The 16,642-nt window shown below is 58.2% G+C and carries 17 protein-coding genes, 1 tRNA gene and 2 pseudogenes; 13 read left to right on the forward strand and 7 right to left on the reverse strand.

Features of this window, described 5'->3' with window-relative positions:
* The first annotated feature begins 356 nt into the window (after positions 1-356).
* From ACSZOQ_RS11995 to ACSZOQ_RS12015, 5 genes are all read left to right on the forward strand, one after another.
* Positions 357-1,697 (forward strand): extracellular solute-binding protein, encoded by a 1,341-nt coding sequence (locus ACSZOQ_RS11995; protein WP_439922743.1) that lies wholly within the window; start codon positions 357-359, stop codon positions 1,695-1,697.
* 111 nt (positions 1,698-1,808) lie between these two features.
* Positions 1,809-2,837 (forward strand): ABC transporter ATP-binding protein, encoded by a 1,029-nt coding sequence (locus ACSZOQ_RS12000; protein ID WP_439922744.1) that lies wholly within the window; start codon positions 1,809-1,811, stop codon positions 2,835-2,837.
* Complete coding sequence (locus tag ACSZOQ_RS12005) at positions 2,834-3,778, forward strand: carbohydrate ABC transporter permease (protein WP_439922745.1); 945 nt, start codon at positions 2,834-2,836, stop codon at positions 3,776-3,778. The genes ACSZOQ_RS12000 and ACSZOQ_RS12005 overlap by 4 nt, the downstream gene beginning before the upstream one ends.
* Position 3,779: 1 nt before the next feature.
* The gene (locus ACSZOQ_RS12010) at positions 3,780-4,634 is read left to right on the forward strand and encodes a carbohydrate ABC transporter permease (protein ID WP_439922746.1); all 855 of its coding nucleotides are present in this window, start codon (positions 3,780-3,782) and stop codon (positions 4,632-4,634) included.
* Positions 4,635-5,294: 660 nt separating this feature from the next.
* The gene (locus ACSZOQ_RS12015; RefSeq protein WP_439922747.1) at positions 5,295-5,531 is read left to right on the forward strand and encodes a hypothetical protein; all 237 of its coding nucleotides are present in this window, start codon (positions 5,295-5,297) and stop codon (positions 5,529-5,531) included.
* Between the two features lie 49 nt (positions 5,532-5,580).
* Here ACSZOQ_RS12015 and ACSZOQ_RS12020 read toward each other — a convergent pair whose 3' ends face one another.
* The gene (locus ACSZOQ_RS12020; protein ID WP_439922748.1) at positions 5,581-5,730 is read right to left on the reverse strand and encodes a hypothetical protein; all 150 of its coding nucleotides are present in this window, start codon (positions 5,728-5,730) and stop codon (positions 5,581-5,583) included.
* A gap of 91 nt (positions 5,731-5,821) precedes the next feature.
* Positions 5,822-5,965 (reverse strand): DUF3551 domain-containing protein, encoded by a 144-nt coding sequence (locus ACSZOQ_RS12025; protein ID WP_439926029.1) that lies wholly within the window; start codon positions 5,963-5,965, stop codon positions 5,822-5,824.
* Positions 5,966-6,269: 304 nt separating this feature from the next.
* On the opposite strand from ACSZOQ_RS12025, the gene ACSZOQ_RS12030 reads away from it, so the two are divergent.
* Entirely contained in the window at positions 6,270-6,464 is a 195-nt protein-coding gene (locus tag ACSZOQ_RS12030; protein ID WP_439922749.1) for a hypothetical protein, read from the forward strand.
* Between the two features lie 334 nt (positions 6,465-6,798).
* The gene (locus tag ACSZOQ_RS12035) at positions 6,799-6,987 is read left to right on the forward strand and encodes a hypothetical protein (protein ID WP_439922750.1); all 189 of its coding nucleotides are present in this window, start codon (positions 6,799-6,801) and stop codon (positions 6,985-6,987) included.
* Positions 6,988-7,299: 312 nt separating this feature from the next.
* Here the strand turns inward: ACSZOQ_RS12035 and ACSZOQ_RS12040 are convergent.
* Together ACSZOQ_RS12040 and ACSZOQ_RS12045 are read right to left on the reverse strand one after the other, a co-directional pair.
* Positions 7,300-7,480 (reverse strand): annotated as a pseudogene (locus ACSZOQ_RS12040) (hypothetical protein); the annotation flags it as partial.
* Between the two features lie 14 nt (positions 7,481-7,494).
* Positions 7,495-7,806: a helix-turn-helix domain-containing protein gene (locus ACSZOQ_RS12045; RefSeq protein ID WP_439922751.1), complete on the reverse strand. Its 312-nt coding sequence runs from the start codon at positions 7,804-7,806 to the stop codon at positions 7,495-7,497.
* Between the two features lie 224 nt (positions 7,807-8,030).
* Here ACSZOQ_RS12045 and ACSZOQ_RS12050 point away from each other — a divergent pair.
* The 4 genes and pseudogenes from ACSZOQ_RS12050 to cbbX form a co-directional block, all read left to right on the forward strand.
* Positions 8,031-8,557, forward strand: a pseudogene (locus tag ACSZOQ_RS12050) (transposase); the annotation flags it as partial.
* Positions 8,558-8,827: 270 nt separating this feature from the next.
* On the forward strand, positions 8,828-10,285 hold the full coding sequence (locus tag ACSZOQ_RS12055) for a form I ribulose bisphosphate carboxylase large subunit (RefSeq protein WP_439922752.1): 1,458 nt from the start codon (positions 8,828-8,830) through the stop codon (positions 10,283-10,285).
* Positions 10,286-10,296: 11 nt separating this feature from the next.
* Positions 10,297-10,722, forward strand: coding sequence for a ribulose bisphosphate carboxylase small subunit (locus ACSZOQ_RS12060; protein WP_439922753.1), 426 nt, complete (start codon positions 10,297-10,299; stop codon positions 10,720-10,722).
* A 159-nt stretch (positions 10,723-10,881) separates the two neighbouring features.
* Positions 10,882-11,796, forward strand: a complete 915-nt coding sequence (cbbX, locus tag ACSZOQ_RS12065) for a CbbX protein (RefSeq protein ID WP_439922754.1) — start codon at positions 10,882-10,884, stop codon at positions 11,794-11,796.
* A 216-nt stretch (positions 11,797-12,012) separates the two neighbouring features.
* Here the strand turns inward: cbbX and ACSZOQ_RS12070 are convergent.
* Positions 12,013-12,087, reverse strand: a tRNA-Glu gene (locus ACSZOQ_RS12070).
* A 53-nt stretch (positions 12,088-12,140) separates the two neighbouring features.
* Complete coding sequence (locus ACSZOQ_RS12075) at positions 12,141-12,473, reverse strand: hypothetical protein (RefSeq protein ID WP_439922755.1); 333 nt, start codon at positions 12,471-12,473, stop codon at positions 12,141-12,143.
* On the opposite strand from ACSZOQ_RS12075, the gene ACSZOQ_RS12080 reads away from it, so the two are divergent.
* On the forward strand, positions 12,472-13,530 hold the full coding sequence (locus tag ACSZOQ_RS12080) for an RluA family pseudouridine synthase (protein WP_439922756.1): 1,059 nt from the start codon (positions 12,472-12,474) through the stop codon (positions 13,528-13,530). The two genes, ACSZOQ_RS12075 and ACSZOQ_RS12080, sit on opposite strands and share 2 nt — an antisense overlap.
* Positions 13,531-13,746: 216 nt before the next feature.
* A complete protein-coding gene (gene rpoH, locus ACSZOQ_RS12085; RefSeq protein WP_439922757.1) occupies positions 13,747-14,646 on the forward strand; it encodes an RNA polymerase sigma factor RpoH in 900 nt (299 codons plus the stop codon).
* 186 nt (positions 14,647-14,832) lie between these two features.
* Here the strand turns inward: rpoH and ACSZOQ_RS12090 are convergent, their stop codons facing one another.
* Positions 14,833-16,047, reverse strand: a complete 1,215-nt coding sequence (locus ACSZOQ_RS12090) for a GGDEF domain-containing protein (RefSeq protein ID WP_439922758.1) — start codon at positions 16,045-16,047, stop codon at positions 14,833-14,835.
* Positions 16,048-16,642 lie beyond the last annotated feature (595 nt).

A 16,642-nucleotide genomic window follows, 5' to 3' on the forward strand; every position in this document is an offset into this window, starting at 1 on the left:
TAGTCACGCCGGAATCTGGAAAGTGAAAATCATGGGCGGTGAGCACTGAACACCCCGAGATCGTGCGCCAGCGTTTGACGCTAGACGCCTTAAACAAAACTGCAACTAAGTTATTGAAAAGATTGGTACGCCAGCGATCGCGTGGAAGGGGCGTTTCCGCAGATGTTAAATGCGATGCGGCGCTCACCGACGGAGCCAGCGTGAAAACACGGGGAGCCAGGCCGGCTCATTTGTCGCGTTGTCAGCATCCTCCATCCGGGGCATAATTATGGCTAGCTAATGTCAGCGGGAGCTTGTCTCGACCGCCCTGACAAGCATGCGTCCTCCCGCTGAAAAATCAGGATGGGAGGGAAAACATGGCATTTCATCCAGTTCGTCGCTATGGCCTCTCGCGCCGCGACGTCATCAAGACCGCAGTGGGTGCAGCCGCCGCCGTCGGCCCATTCTTCCACGTTACGCCGGCCCGCGCCGCCAAGACGCTGAAAATCCTGCAGTGGAGTCACTTCGTCCCCGGCTACGACAAGTGGTTTAACAACACCTACACCAAGGAATGGGGTGCCAAACATGGCACCGACGTGGTCGTCGACAACATCAACCTCGGCCTGATTCCTTCGCGCGCGGCAGCGGAAGTATCCGCGCAGAAAGGCCATGACCTCGTGATGTTCCTCGCGCCGCCCTCGGTCTACGAAGACCAGGTCGTCGACATGAAGGACGTCTACGACGCGTGCGAGAAAAAGTACGGCAAGCCGATCGATCTCGCCGTGAAGAGCACCCACAATCCCAAGACCCAGAAGTACTTCGCATTCTCCGACAGCTTCGTCCCCGATCCCGTCAACTATCGCTCGGATCTCTGGGGCGACATCGGCATGAAGCCGGATACCTGGGACAACGTCCGCATCGGCGGCAAGAAGATCAAGGACAAGACCGGAATCCCGGTCGGCATCGGCCTCTCCGCCGAACTCGACACCGCGATGGCAATGCGTGCGCTCATGTATTCGTTCGGCGCGCACGAGCAGGACGTCGATGGCAATCTCGCGATCAATTCCAGAGAGACCCTCGAAGCCCTCAAATTCGTCAAAGCGCTATTCGAGGAAACGGAAACGCCCGAAGTGTTCGCCTGGGATCCGTCGTCGAACAATCGGCAGATGCTCGCCGGCAGGTCATCTCTGGTGCTCAACGCGATTTCGATCACGCGCACGGGCGAAAACGACAAAATGCCGATCCACGAGAAGATCGGGCTCGCCAAGCCGCCGAAAGGCCCGGTCCGGCAGATCGGCCTCGAGCATGTGATGGATTGCTACGTGATCTGGAAATTCTCCGAAAACATCGACGGCGCGAAGACGTTCCTGGTCGACTACATCGACAACTTCAAGCAGGGCTTCATGGCAAGCGAGTATTACAACTTCCCCTGCTTCTCGAAGACCGTTCCCGACCTGACACAGATCATCTCCATGGATTCCAAGGCCGTGCCGCCAGACAAGTACGCGGTGCTTTCGGATGTGCTCGATTGGGCAACTAACGTCGGCTATCCCGGCTACTCCAACGCCGCGATCGACGAAACTTTCAATACCTGGGTGATCAATACGATGTTCGCCGAAGCTGCCGCGGGCGCCGAAACTCCGGAGAACGCTCTCAAGCGGGCGGAAACCAAGATGAAAGCGATCTGGGCCAAATGGAAAGATCGGAAGATGATTTGATCGTCCCGCCGCGCATTGAAGAGGGAGCTCGGAGTCTTGAGTCTCCCTCAACTGTGTTTGGATCGAAGCCATTCTAGCGAACGGATTGATTGAAGTATTCGAGACGCACTTATGGCCATTGTGGAAACCAGGTGCATCACTAAGCTTTTCGATGAGGTTCGTGCCGTCGACGGCATTAACCTCCTCGCCAAGGAAGGCGAGTTTCTGGTTTTGCTCGGCCCATCGGGCTGCGGCAAGACAACGTTGATGCGCCTGATCGCGGGCCTCGAGCAGCCGACCTCGGGCGATATCGTGATTGACGGGAACGTCGTGACCGGGTTGCCACCGCGCGCCCGCAATATCGCCATGGTGTTTCAGAGCTACGCGCTCTATCCGCACCTCACTGTCGAAAAAAACATCTCGTTTCCGCTACGCGCGGTCGGCATGCCCAGGGACGCGATCGGCAAGAAAGTCACATGGGCCGCGCAGATGTTCGGCATTCAAGGATTCCTTGATCGAAAACCCCGTCAATTGTCCGGCGGCGAACGCCAGCGCGTCGCGCTTGCGCGCGCGGTGGTGCGCGAGCCGGTGGTATTTCTGCTCGACGAACCTCTCTCGAATCTCGACGCCAAGCTACGCAATTCCGCGCGGGATGAACTAAAGCAATTTCAGCGCAGCCTCGGCACCACCACCATCTATGTCACTCACGATCAGGCTGAGGCGATGGGTTTGGGCGATCGCATCGCCGTTCTCAATCAGGGTCGCGTCCGCCAGATCGGTACCCCGCACGAAATCTACGGCTATCCGGCAGATATCTTTACCGCCACTTTCATTGGATCGCCGCCGATGAACCTGATCGACGACGGCAAGACTTTGGTCGGATTCCGGCCAGAGGCATTCCTGCCAAAAGAGGTTGAACCTGACGGGGACAACGTGGACTTTGCATTCCGTGTCACCCGCATCGAGTATCTCGGCGCTGACCGCCTGGTCTATGGCCTGATCGATGGTCGCGCGCCCGAGACGCGTTTGATCTCGAAGATCCCAACGAACATTCGCACGCAAATCGATGCCGGCCGAGTCTACGACTTCACCGTGCGGCGGCAGGATATCGCGCGCTTTGAGCGCGAAGGCGGCAAGCGCGTGAACGGAGGCGCCGCATGACCTCCACGACCACAGACGTTGCCGGCAAAAACCGCATCCGGATTAGCGCCCTGTCACGTTTCGCCGATAACGATCGCTGGCTGTGGCGCGCCATGCTGGCGCCCGCGATCCTCTATATCGTTCTCCTCGTCGGGTTTCCTTTCCTGCTCTCGCTCTACTACAGCTTGTCGAGCGTAACGGTCGCCAGCCAGGACATGCATTTTGTTGGGCTGGAAAATTTCCGGCGCATCGTGGAGAGCAGCACGTTCTGGCTTTCGCTGCAGAATACGATTGTCATCACGGTCATTTCCCAGTTCTTCGTCCTCGTGTTCGCCAACATTCTGGCGGCGGCGCTAATTACTGATTTCCGCGGCAGATGGTTGGTGCGGTTTTTGATCCTGCTGCCGTGGGTGGCGCCGATCTCGCTTGGCAGCATCGGCTGGCTTTGGATCTTCGATTCGATCTATAGCGTCATCAACTGGACTGCGCGCGCGGTCGGTCTGCTCGGGCCTAACGAATGGCCGATCTGGCTTGGCGAGCCGACTCTGGCAAGGGCATCGATCATCATCGTCAACGTATGGCGCATCCTGCCGCTGGCGACCATCATTATCCTCGCTGGACTGTCGTCGATTCCGCAGGATATTCATGACGCGGCGGAGGTGGATGGCGCTGGCTTCTGGCGTCACCATTTTCAGATCACGACGCCGCTGATTCTGCCGATCACGCTGGTGGCGTTATTGTTCGGCATCATCTTTACGTTCACCGATATGATTGTGGTGTTCGTGCTGACGCGCGGAGGTCCCTACGACACCACACAGGTTATCGCCAGTTGGGCCTATTTTACAGGAATTCAGGGTGGTGATCTGGCGGGAGGAGCGGCTATCTCGCTGTTCCTCTTCCCCGTCCTCGCCGGCGTTGCAATCCTGTTCCTGTGGTTGGCCCGGCGCACCGAGGTCACGTAAGATGGCCGCTGAATTCGCCCGTGCGCGACATATTGCTGACAAGGCAGCTCACGCCGCCATACTCGTTTTCTTTGTGACCTTCCTCGCCTTTCCATTCTACTGGATGGTGATTACCACCTTCAAAACCAACCAGGATCTGTACAATACCCATAACAATCCGTACCTGTTCAACAGCCCCCCGACGCTCCGGCACCTCTCGGTGCTGTTCGAAGATACCCAGTATCTGCAATGGCTTTTGAATACGGGCTTCGTCGGATTGGTCGTCGTCATCATCACGCTCTTGCTCGCCGTCCCGGCAGGCTACGCCCTCGCGCGCATGACTGGCGCATGGGCGCAAACCCTGGGCGTGACGATATTCCTCACTTACCTGGTGCCGCCGACGATTCTATTTATCCCGTTCTCGCGCATCATCGCGATGCTGGGATTGCAGGATTCTGTATGGTCGCTCATTCTCGTCTATCCGAGTTTCACAGTGCCGTTTTGCACTTGGCTGCTGATGGGCTTCTTCAAGGCGATCCCCCGTGATCTTGAGGAGGCAGCCATGATCGATGGGCTGAGCCGTTTCGGCGCGTTCGTTAAGGTTGTGGTGCCGATTTCGATCGCAGGGATGCTGACCGCGGTTATTTTCACCTTCACCTTGGTGACGCAAGAATTTGTCTACGGCGTCACGTTCATCACCGCGTCATCGAGCTATACGGTGAGTGTCGGCGTGCCGACGTTTCTTGTGCGGGGCGATGTTTACTTCTGGGGCTCAATGATGGCGGCCTGCCTGATTGCGAGCATCCCAATCGCGATTGTCTATAATTTCTTCGTCGCCCGTTTTGTGACCGGCTTTACTATGGGTGCTATTAAGTAACGTCAGCGAAAATTGGCGTCCCGTGCCACGGATACCATGTTGTCCTTGCCGGCGATCCCAAAGCCCCAATTTGCGTCGGGGCGCGGTGTAGGGCCAAATATGAAAAGATCCTCCACCTCGGCACACTGATGGGCTTGTGGCGAGCGTCGGTGAAAGCTACCGGCCAAGGGTCTTCACGCGTAGTGCAAGATCCCCGGGGGAACCCACGCGGTAATTGAGAGTTCTATTCAATCGCCACCGAGAGGTCCCCCATGGCTTTTGCACAAGGTAATTGCCGTTTTCGCCCGCCCAGAGCGCGTAGCGCTTCGATGGCGGAACGCTTCCTCGCCTATGTCAAACGGTTTTGTCCATATTCGACTCCGAGGTCCTAAGGCCGGCTATAAACTCGCGTTCAGCGACAGCGCCAATGGATTTAACATGATGGACAACCTGGAAAGATTACTTGGTCGGGCGGTGTTTCAGCTCTGGCCGAACCTACCGCGGGATATGCAAGAGCGAATCTTCGAGGCCGCATCAAGCGACCCGGACATCCGGCGTCGCTTGGCTGTCGTGCTTCACGATCAACATCCCAAGACGGCTTTCCCGCCGCCACCCAGCGCGCTTGCCTAGGCCAGCACTTGTGTTTTGAGATCAAAAAAGCTGCTGAGCGGAGGTCAACGAATGCAAGATCTAGACCCTCTCGAAACCGTCGCCGCGTCCGAATTGGTTTCGTCATCGCTGCTTGCTGCGTTGATCCCCGCGCTAGTCAATCGCGGCGTCCTGACTCAGCAAGACGCCAATGAGATTTATGAAAACGCCCTGATGATGCTTGAAATGCAACAGGGTGCCGATCCTGCTGTGCAACGTGTCTACGAAAACGCTCGGGAGTTGATCGAAGCGCATTTGCGGCCGGAATAGAAACCCCGCCGGGGTGGTGCAAAACAAATGTCTGAGTTTTTCGTGGTTGTCAGTTCTTAGGATTGGTCCCATTCATTGCTGGCAGGGTCGTTCCGTTGTCCGCCTTTTGAACCGCCGACACCAGCGCGCTGACGCTGACAAAAGTTGCCACGATTAGAATTGCTGCCATGACAGTTTTAATTTTCGTTTCGCTTTTCATGTCACCCCTCTCCTTATAACGAGCGGTGCGCATTTCGCTGGTCAGGGCCGATGGGCTTCCTTGCCAAATGCCCAAGATAGCGATCTCCACGCTATCGAACGCGCGGATTCCTGCCGCATGACGCTTCAGTCCCAAACGCCGTTGCTATGCATTGTTCATAAGTCGAAAATTGGCAGTTGCCGGGGTGGCCCCATTTTCCTCCCTGCAAGCAATAGGCGCCGGTTTGGGCCATCATGAGCGTGCTGGCCCCAACCAATGTTCCGACGCCTAGGATTAATAACAGGGCAAGTCTCACGTCGTCTCTCCCTTCTACAGTCCAACAGAGAGAAAGCGCGCAGGTTCCAAATGCTCGGATTGTAAAATCGGCTTCAAAATAGAAAACCCCGTCGGAGTGGGGGTGGGTCAAGCCCGGCAGAACCGAATTGGTTGGACTTCCGAAAATAAGAAGCGCGTACTCAATCCATCATCGCACTGCCTTTGGCTCATACCGGTGACTGAGAGTTCGGTAACGCTCCCGCCCGTCTTGGAAGGAGCATCATATGACCTGGTTTCTCAACAAATCTCCGACTCTGTTCGAACGCCTCGTAGAGGAAAAGAAGAGGCTTGAATTGCATTTAGGGCAGACTGGACCTGGCTCGGTGCGAACCAAGCTTCTAGAAAAGCTGAGGCAAGTCGATACTGCCACGCATATCAATGAGTGGCTTTCATCGCCAGGATTGCGCGCGCCGATTTAGAGCCGCCAATTGATCCTCTTCCGGAACCTCTTGCCCACACGTGCATTAATCGGCCCGGACGGTCCCTTGGCCGGGTACCGTCCGTCTTCACTCAACTGCCCGCCTCGTCGCCCGTGGCGGGCTTTTCTTTGAACAGAGGAACACCTTGCCGTTCCACGCATTGATTCAACCGGAACGGGCGGACCCACACTCCATTGATCCCCGACCCCGATCAGGCCCGCTGTTGATCCCTTCCAGCGGGCCTTTTTGGGCGGGCGGGCCAGCCTCGCTGGATTCCTTGCCTAGCTTGCTAAGCATTAGCAGGTTAGTGGTTGACCGAAAGCAGGAGGCAAATATGGCGACTGGAATGTTTCGGACTCCCGACGGATCGGTGCAAGTCGATTACGACGGCACCAACATCCCGATTCCGCGCTCAAAATACGAAGCGAATGGCTACAAACCGGACCTCGATAAACTGCCGCTAGAGGCTGAATATTGGGCCTCTCAAGAAGAGGTAAAGAGCCGCGATGCAAAGAGGGCGTAAGCGGCTTGCCGCCTTTGCTGCCATTGCGAGCGCTGTTTACGCGGTATGTCCGGGATCTACATTCTTCGGCGTCTTTTTCTCGCGCTGAGGCGTCATTTGGCGGGATCCGGTTTCCTGGGACGCCGCGAGGCTGTTCTCGTTGGATATCGTCCGACAAGCGCGGTTTGCCGTCGGCGGTGATGACGCTGACCCCGCCGGTCAGATGGCGCATGGCGTTACGGAACTCAGCCGATGCGATCCCCTCTCGCAACGGAACGTTTCGAACGACTAAATTCATGATCGCCTCAAATGAAAAACAGTTCACCGGATGCATCAGGCATCGGCAGACCGATTTTCTTTCAACAGCTCCTGCAGGATTGAGCCCTCAAGTGCGACGAGATCGGCAGAGCCGCGGCCGTCGCGGGCGGGCGATATCGATCTTGACATCGTGGGCGATCCGCCGCTGCTCGATCACCAGTACACGATCGGCCAGCGCCACCGCTTCAGCGACATCGGCAGCCCGAGTGTTCATCGAGCTCGTTCCAAGGGCCGCGACGAGGAAGGCTTAGGTTGCTTTACCTTTGGCTTCGTGACTTGTTCCTTGAGCCGGACGCCCCGACCGCCAGCCAAGCTTTGACCATCCGGACTAATCAACTCGATGCCCGCGTTGTCCAGAGCTGAAACCAGCTTCATCAGGGAATCGACATTGCCACGGATGACGTCGTCACTTCCTTCCATGCGTTGAATGGTCGGAACTGAAAGATCCGCTAGTTCAGCCATGTGCCGTTGATCTATATTCAGCAGCGCGCGGGCGGCCCTGAGTTGATTAGCGGAAATCATGAATTGGCCAGCTCCAATGCGATACATCGCTCATATATTTAAACTATATGAAATGCAGTATCAAGCATCAATTTAAATGCATAAAGCATCATACAGTCCTGACCCTAGCATTACAGTCGTAATTTGTATTGCGCGTTACCGAGTTCCGACTCGATAAATCACCATGATTCGACATCGATCATGGACGACGTCCACGCCTATCGAAACGGTGCTGGAGTCGTCGCATGCGCCCGTTGTTCGCAGAAGCGTACAGCGACGAGCGTGGGTGGTTCATTGACGAACCGCTGAACGAAGAACCGCGCAAGACTGGCTGGATGCGAGCGGAAGCGGCGGGCGATCCCGGCCCGTATCGCAAGCAGGAGCTTCTGGGCCGAGACCGCTGGACGCAGACGAGCCAGCGCGATCTGGTGCGCGATTATGTGGCCGAGCGTCTCGGCGATGAAAGCGCGTTGCTGGTCGTCAGGACGAGACGTCGTGCGGAGTGGCGCGACAATACACCAGCTCGGCCGGAAGGATCACGAATTGTCAGGTGGGGGTGTTCGCGACCTATGTGTCGCGTCACGCGGTCATGGACCGCGCGCTCTGTCTGCCGAAGAGCTGAACGGACGACCCGCGTCGCCTGAAAGCCGCGCATGCGCCAGGCGATGTCGGCTTTTCGAAGACGCCGCAACTTGTCGCGAAGATGATTGCGCGCGCCATTGCAGCGCACGTTCCGTTCGGCTGGGTTGCGGACGACAGCGTCTACGGCCTGCCGTCTGCATCGCAGCAAGCAGTCATATCCTGGCTCTAATCAATGGGTCCAATTGCTCTAATAAATTTGTCTATACAATAAATAATGATCTTAAGAATCAAAGACTAAAAGCAAAAACTGCATAATCATATGATTTGTATCGTATGATTGATGCGCAGCATATCAATTTTCATTCCCTACACGATTGACATAATGCGACTGATATGGACTAACCGTCCGGATTTCACTGACCAATTATGCGCGTCGGTTACTGTTCAGAAGGAGAATGTCATGAACGAGAAGTCGATGACCGTCCGCGGCAAGGACCGCTACAAATCCGGCGTCATGTCCTACAAGAAGATGGGCTATTGGGAGCCGGACTACACGCCGAAGGACACCGACGTCATTTGCCTGTTCCGGGTTACGCCTCAGGATGGCGTCGATCCGATCGAGGCCTCGGCGGCGGTGGCCGGTGAATCCTCGACGGCGACCTGGACCGTGGTATGGACGGACCGCCTCACGGCGGCGGAAAAATACCGCGCCAAGTGCTATCGCGTCGACCCGGTGCCGGGAGCGGAAGGCCAGTACTTCGCCTATATCGCCTACGATCTCGACCTGTTCGAACCCGGTTCGATTTCAAACCTCACCGCGTCGGTCATCGGCAACGTGTTCGGCTTCAAGCCGCTCAAGGCCTTGCGGCTCGAGGACATGAGACTGCCGATAGCCTATGTCAAGACGTTCAACGGGCCGCCCACCGGCATCGTCGTCGAGCGCGAGCGCCTCGACAAGTTCGGCCGGCCGCTGCTCGGCGCCACCGTCAAGCCAAAGCTCGGCCTGTCCGGCCGCAACTACGGCCGCGTAGTCTACGAGGCGTTGAAAGGCGGCCTCGACTTCACCAAGGATGACGAGAATATAAACTCACAGCCGTTCATGCACTGGCGTGAGCGATTCCTCTACTGCATGGAGGCGGTCAACCGCGCCCAGGCAGCGACCGGCGAGGTCAAGGGCAGCTACCTCAACGTCACGGCAGGGACGATGGAGGACATGTACGAGCGCGCCGAGTTTGCCAAAGAGCTGGGCTCGGTGGTTATCATGATCGACCTGGTGATCGGCTACACAGCGATCCAGTCGATGTCGAACTGGTCGCGCCGAAACAACATGATCCTGCACCTGCACAGGGCCGGTCATTCGACCTATACGCGGCAGCGCTCTCACGGCGTGTCGTTCCGTGTCATTTCCAAATGGATGCGGCTCGCCGGTGTCGATCATATCCACGCCGGAACCGTGGTCGGCAAGCTGGAAGGCGATCCGCTTACCACGCGCGGCTTCTATGATATCTGCCGCGAGGAATACAACCCGACCCAGCTCGAACACGGCATCTTCTTCGACCAGCATTGGGCGAGCCTCAACAAGATGATGCCGGTCGCTTCCGGCGGCATCCATGCGGGCCAGATGCACCAGCTCATCCAGCACCTCGGTGAGGATGTGGTGTTGCAGTTCGGCGGCGGCACCATCGGTCACCCGATGGGCATCCAGGCCGGCGCGACGGCTAATCGCGTGGCGCTGGAGGCGATCATTCTCGCCCGCAACGAGGGCCGCGATTACGTTAGCGAAGGGCCGGAAATTCTGGCCAAGGCCGCCGCGAGCTGCACGCCGCTGAAGCAGGCGCTCGAGGTGTGGAAGGACGTTACCTTCAACTACGCCTCGACCGACGCTCCCGACTATGTGCCGACCGCTGTCGCGGTGTAATGGAGGACATCATGCGTGTTACTCAAGGTTGCTTTTCGTTTCTGCCTGATCTGACCGACGATCAGATTTCCCGGCAGATCCAGTATTGCCTCAGCCAGAAGTGGGCGGTGAATATCGAGTTTACCGACGACCCGCATCCCCGCAATACCTATTGGGAAATGTGGAATTTGCCGATGTTCGACCTGCCGGACGCGGCAGGCGTGCTGATGGAGCTGAAGGAGTGCCGGAAGGTCTATGGCGACCGCTACATCCGGATCTCCGGGTTCGATTCCAGTCCTGGCTGGGAGTCGGTGAGGATCTCGTTCATCGTCAACAGACCCAAGAACGAGCCGGGCTTCCGGCTCGAGCGCCAGGAATCCGATGGTCGCAACGTTCGGTACACCACGACCTCCTATGCGGTGGCCGAACGTCCCGAAGGTCAGCGTTATTCATCATGATTCCATCCGGCTAAGGCTGGACGATTTATCCTTTCGGTCGTCCAGCCCGGATGTACTGCTCCGTCGCCTCCTGACGACGGAGCCTTTCTCCCGACCGGTTTTCTCTCGAGCGGTCGTAAAAAAAGAAGCTCCCGGCCGAGGTTATCAGGACCATATTCGATGCAAGAAAAAGTCAACCTTCGCGAGGAACTTGAGGCTGTTGGAATCGGCGAGATACTCAAGCAGCTCGATCAAGAGCTGATCGGTCTCAAGCCCGTCAAGACACGAATCCAGGAGATTGCGTCGCTTCTCCTCGTCGAGCGAATACGCAAGAAAATGGAACTGACGTCGGAGACTCCGACGTTGCACATGTCGTTTACCGGAAATCCCGGCACCGGCAAAACCACCGTTGCCTTACGGATGGCCGATATTCTCCATCGGCTGGGTTATGTACGCCGTGGCCATGTCGTGTCGGTTACGCGCGACGAATTGGTCGGACAATATATCGGCCACACCGCGCCGAAGACCAAGGAGATATTGAAAAAGGCGATGGGCGGCGTGCTGTTCATCGACGAGGCCTATTACCTCCATCGACCCGACAACGAGCGCGACTACGGCCAGGAAGCCATCGAGATTCTGCTTCAGGTCATGGAGTCGCAGCGCGAGGATCTGGTGGTAATACTCGCAGGCTACGCGGACCGTATGGAAAGATTCTTCTCCAGCAATCCCGGTTTCCGCTCGCGCATCGCCCATCACATCGACTTCCCCGACTACACCAACGAGGAATTGCTTGCGATCGCGGAGGTGATGCTGCGCCACATGAACTATAAGTTCACCTCTGACGCCCGCGACGCCTTTGTACGTTACATCGCGTTGCGCAAGGCGCAGCCCTTATTCTCCAACGCGCGCTCGATCCGCAACGCGCTGGATCGTATTCGCTTGCGTCAGGCCAATCGCCTGGTCGCGGACGAGGACGCCATCCTGTCTGTCGACGATGTCCAGTCGGTGGTAGCGTCCGACGTTCTGGCCAGTCGCGTGTTCGAGACGTCGCAGCCTGCCGTTGTCGAGCAATTGACCGACAAGAGAAAGCGATAGCCCTGCCGAGACCAGCCATTGTGGCAGCGTCTCGTTCTGCCGCAGATTTCGCGCGTCTCGGAAGCGACACCACACCCGCAAGGGCTACATCGGTTCGATCATCAACGCCGTCGAGGCCGACGATCGGGCTATCCGGGTCATCGGCAGCAAAGACGTCCTGCAGGCCGCCATAGCCGGACAGACCGAGAACGGAGATGCTCGTGGTTTTGTATGCAATGGCGCTCCCTAGGGGAATCGAACCCCTGTTTCAGCCTTGAGAGGGCCGCGTCCTAACCGCTAGACGAAGGGAGCGTGCAGGACAGGCAATAGCCTCGAAATCGGTGCTCTGCAAGGTACCGCCGGAATCAAGGCTCGCTTGCGAATTTCAGCGTCCCGGCCGGCCGTAGTGTATGCAGGTCGAACGTCTGAATCTGGACGCCTCCCCCAACATCGAGCGTCACGACAAGGCGGTCACCCGCTATGGCGGTTGCGGTAATCCTGGCTCCCTTTGGCAACATCGCGGTCACGTCGGTTGTCGGCCCGCTTCCCTCCATGCGGAAAAGGCGATAGCCGATGGCGATCAGGACGGCCGCCAAGGCAAGAGCCGTGGTCAGACCCGCGATCAACATCATCCGACGCACCCGCGAAAACAGCGCGGCCTGCTCCGGGGTCGGTTCAGGATTTACAGGCTCGGTCATGCAAGGCTCTACTTCAAAAGGCTCATCGTCGGATCGCGGTCAAAGGCTTGAGGTCGTTGTCACGGGCGACGAGGGATCGGCACGCCTTGACCGGGTTCTCGCGGTTCACAGTCCTGAACTGTCGCGATCGCGCCTGAAGTCGCTGATTCTCGCGGGCCAAGTCCTTGTTGCAAAACTCCCCGTTGCAGAGGGATCGATCACCCCGGCCCCCGTTCGCGACCCCGCTTATCATGTCGCCACCGGGGATTCGATCACAATCGACGTGCCGCCAGCAATATCGGCCGAACCGAAAGGGGAAGCCATCGCACTCGATATTGTTTACGAGGACGACGATCTGATCGTCGTCAACAAGCCAAAGGGGCTGGTCGTCCATCCTGCGGCGGGCCATCTGGCCGGGACGCTGGTCAACGCCCTCATCGCGCATTGCGGGGAAAGCCTGTCCGGCATCGGAGGCGTCTGCCGTCCGGGCATCGTGCATCGGCTCGACAAGGATACCACCGGCCTCATGGTCGTTGCCAAGAATGACGCCGCGCATAAGTCGCTGAGCGCACAATTCGCAGATCACGGACGCACGGGCGCGCTGCGACGGGGCTATTTGGCTTTTGCCTGGGGAGTGCCCAACCGCCCACATGGCACCGTGGACGCTCCCATCGACCGCCACCCTCATGCCCGCGAGAAGATGGCCGTGCGCACGGGCGGGCGCCAAGCGATCACCCATTGGGAGGTGCAGGAGGCCTTCAAAGGCCGTGACGGCAAACCGGTCGCCGCCCTCCTCGTCTGCCAGCTCGCGACCGGCCGCACGCATCAGATCCGGGTGCACCTCGCCCACGCCGGCCACCCCCTGATGGGAGACGGCGTCTATGGCCCGCACTTCAAAACCAAGGCCAATCAGCTGGGTGCATCGGCCCGGGCCGCCCTCGACGCTCTCGGGCGGCAGGCGCTTCACGCCTATCTTTTGGTCATCGAACATCCCAGGACTGGAGAAGTTCTGCGTTGGGAAGCGGCGCTGCCGGAGGATTTGTCTCTTCTTGGCGCGGCGCTGGCGGCGGCGGAATGACGCAGATTTTATGAAAGTGCAGCTATAGCAAATAGTTACGGTTACGATCACGGAATCGTAATCCCTTTTTGTTCTTCCCTTTTCCGACCGGTCTGGTATATGCTGCACCTGCGTTGAATATCCAACGCGGAACATTCGCAGCGCGGTCGGCTTTAACAAGGGACTGCCTGCCAGGCTCGCCGCTATCGGGAGCCTGAACCAGTGGAGGGCGCTACCATGGCCCGTACTGCTACCCTGCCGGTTCTCAACGGAGAATCTGGTCTTTCCCGTTACCTCTCCGAAATTCGCAAGTTCCCGATGCTGGAACCGCATCAGGAATACATGTTCGCCAAACGCTTGCGCGAACACGACGATCGTGACGCGGCGCATCATCTCGTCACCAGCCACCTGCGTCTCGTGGCCAAGATCGCCATGGGTTATCGCGGCTACGGCCTGCCGATCTCGGAAGTCGTTTCGGAAGGCAACGTCGGCCTGATGCAGGCTGTGAAGAGGTTCGAGCCCGAAAAGGGCTTCCGCCTCGCCACATATGCCATGTGGTGGATCAAGGCGTCGATACAAGAGTACATCCTGCGTTCGTGGTCGCTCGTGAAGATGGGCACTACCGCGAACCAGAAGAAGCTGTTCTTCAACCTGCGAAAGGCGAAGAGCAAGATTTCCGCACTTGACGAGGGTGATATGCGCCCGGATCAGGTCAAGCTCATCGCCAAGCGTCTCGGCGTTACGGAACAGGACGTTGTCGACATGAATCGCCGCCTCGGTGGCGATGCGTCTCTCAACGCACCGATCCGCGACGATGGCGAGGCCGGTGAATGGCAGGACTGGCTGGTCGATCACTCGCCCACCCAGGAAGCCATTATGGCCGAACACGAGGAGCTCGATCATCGCCGTCATGCGCTGACCGGCGCGATGGACGTTCTCAATCCGCGCGAACGCCGTATCTTCGAGGCGCGACGCCTCGCAGAGGAGCCGATGACGCTGGAAGATCTCGCAGCCGAATTCAATGTGTCGCGCGAACGCGTGCGACAGATCGAGGTTCGTGCCTTCGAGAAGGTGCAATCGGCGGTGAAGACCGCGATCGCACGGCAGGAACAAGCTGCTCTGGAAGCCGCCCGCTAACGCTGGCAGCTTCGGTTTAGGAAATAGGGGCCGGCGGCAACGCCGGCCTTGTTGTTTTCGGGCAGGAGGGATCGCCAGTCCGCAAAGGTGGATACCGGTTTGCGATCAGAACGCGCGCTAGTTATTGATCGAGAGTATTTTCTTCACGTGAACCGATACCACTTACCCGGAAAACGCTAGCGGCGCTTACGCCTTCTGATCCAGGGCAGCCTGCTCTGGGAAATCCGGCGCAATCGATGGCGCAGAATCGCAGGCCGCATACCGGTTTTTTCCCTGGTTCTTGGCGGCATAGAGAGCATGATCGGCGGCGGCGAGCAGCCGCTCCGAACAGACTCCGATCTCCTGCGTCCATTGAGCGAGCCCGATCGATACCGCGATCGGGACATCGGCGCCGCTGCACCCGGCTGCGTCTTCACGGCATGCATTCAAAACGCGTCGCGCGATCACTGTGCCCTCGCTCAGCGCTGTGGCCGGCAGGAGGATGCAAAACTCATCGCCGCCCGTCCGCGCCAGCAGATCGCCTGGCCGCAATTGCATCTGCGTCATCAGCGTGAAATGCCGCAGGCAAGCATCGCCGGCGGCGTGACCGTGGGTGTCGTTGATCTCCTTGAAGCCGTCGAGGTCGATCACGAGGAGCGCGAAAGGCTCGCCGCTCCGTTGCGACATTGCGCACGCCTCCTCAAGCCGCCCCAGCAACTGCCGCCGGTTGGCGACACCGGTGAGATCGTCCACCAGCGCGAGGTCGGCAACCTCGTTGCGCAACCGATCGATCGCCATCAGCAGGAAACCGAAATTCCAGGTCATCGACAGGAATACGAGAATGATCAACAAAGCCGCCTGAAGGCCGTTGAAGTTGACGTAGGACACTCCGCCGCCGATGTCGAAAAATGCACAGACCGATCTGATCACGCCGACGCCAATCGTGAGCGCGCCAACAATCCCCGCGAGTTGTGCTCCCGAATTGATGCGACCCTTCCTGCGCGACAGCAGCATCTTCAGCGCCATGCTGATCGGCACCGCCTGACCCACTGAATAGATGAAAATGCGCATCCGCATGTCGTCGCGCACGTACAGGAAAAAGGCTAATCCCGCGACGGTCAATCCGACAGTGATGAACGTCGCTTGCCAGGAGACGGGCCGCTCGTAAAAGCGTTGGATTCCCATCGTACAAAGGCAGATCGCGAAAACTAACCCGCCACCGCCAAACAGCAGGGGCAACATTGAATCGAGTTCACCACGTAGTATTGATATGGCGGCAAAAAATGCGGCGATGAAAGCGCTCGAGGCCCAGTATCGCGCGGCCACAAGCGTCGGATAGCTCCGCATGACATAGGTCCAGACCAGACCTACGGCCAGGAAATTAACGACAAACACAACCCACAGCGTCGGTACGCTCAGCATCGCGCGTTCAGAGCGTCTCCGCCCGGCCTCCCCTCGTGTGTCCCCACTCCCCGTCGTCCGGACAGCGTGCAGCCGCACCGCTTAACGGAACCTCACCGGGATGAAACAACTCCCCGCCGTGGTTTTGAAACAATGAATGTCGCGCGCCCGTCCGTCCCCCGGTCAATAGTCGCGCGGTCTCGCGCGGTCGGAAAACGTCATGCCGCTCATCGCGCCGGAAACCCGCACTATTCCAATTGCGGTCAAGAAGGGACCAACATGCGCAAGAGTTGTGGATAACGGCACGACAGCTGCGTGACAACGCGACGACAGGTTCATGCGAATCTGTTCGGATCGACATCCGAGGCCATCGCGAGGCCAACCCTCCGCCGAGCACGCCTCGAAGTCGCGCTTCAACCATTTAACCCTAAGAGGATATTATGGCTAAGAAAGCGAAAAAGAAGACAGCGAAGAAGACCGTGAAGAAGGCCAAAAAGGCCGCGAAGAAAAAGAAGAAGTAGTTTTACAACGGCTCGGGTGGAGTTCGCTTCGCCCGAGCCTCCAGTGACGACGAATGATCCGGTGCGGTCGCGTGCGCAGCGGATGCATCCCCTCC

Source organism: Nitrobacter sp. JJSN (genome assembly GCF_051912485.1).
In the GTDB taxonomy this organism is placed as follows: domain Bacteria; phylum Pseudomonadota; class Alphaproteobacteria; order Rhizobiales; family Xanthobacteraceae; genus Nitrobacter.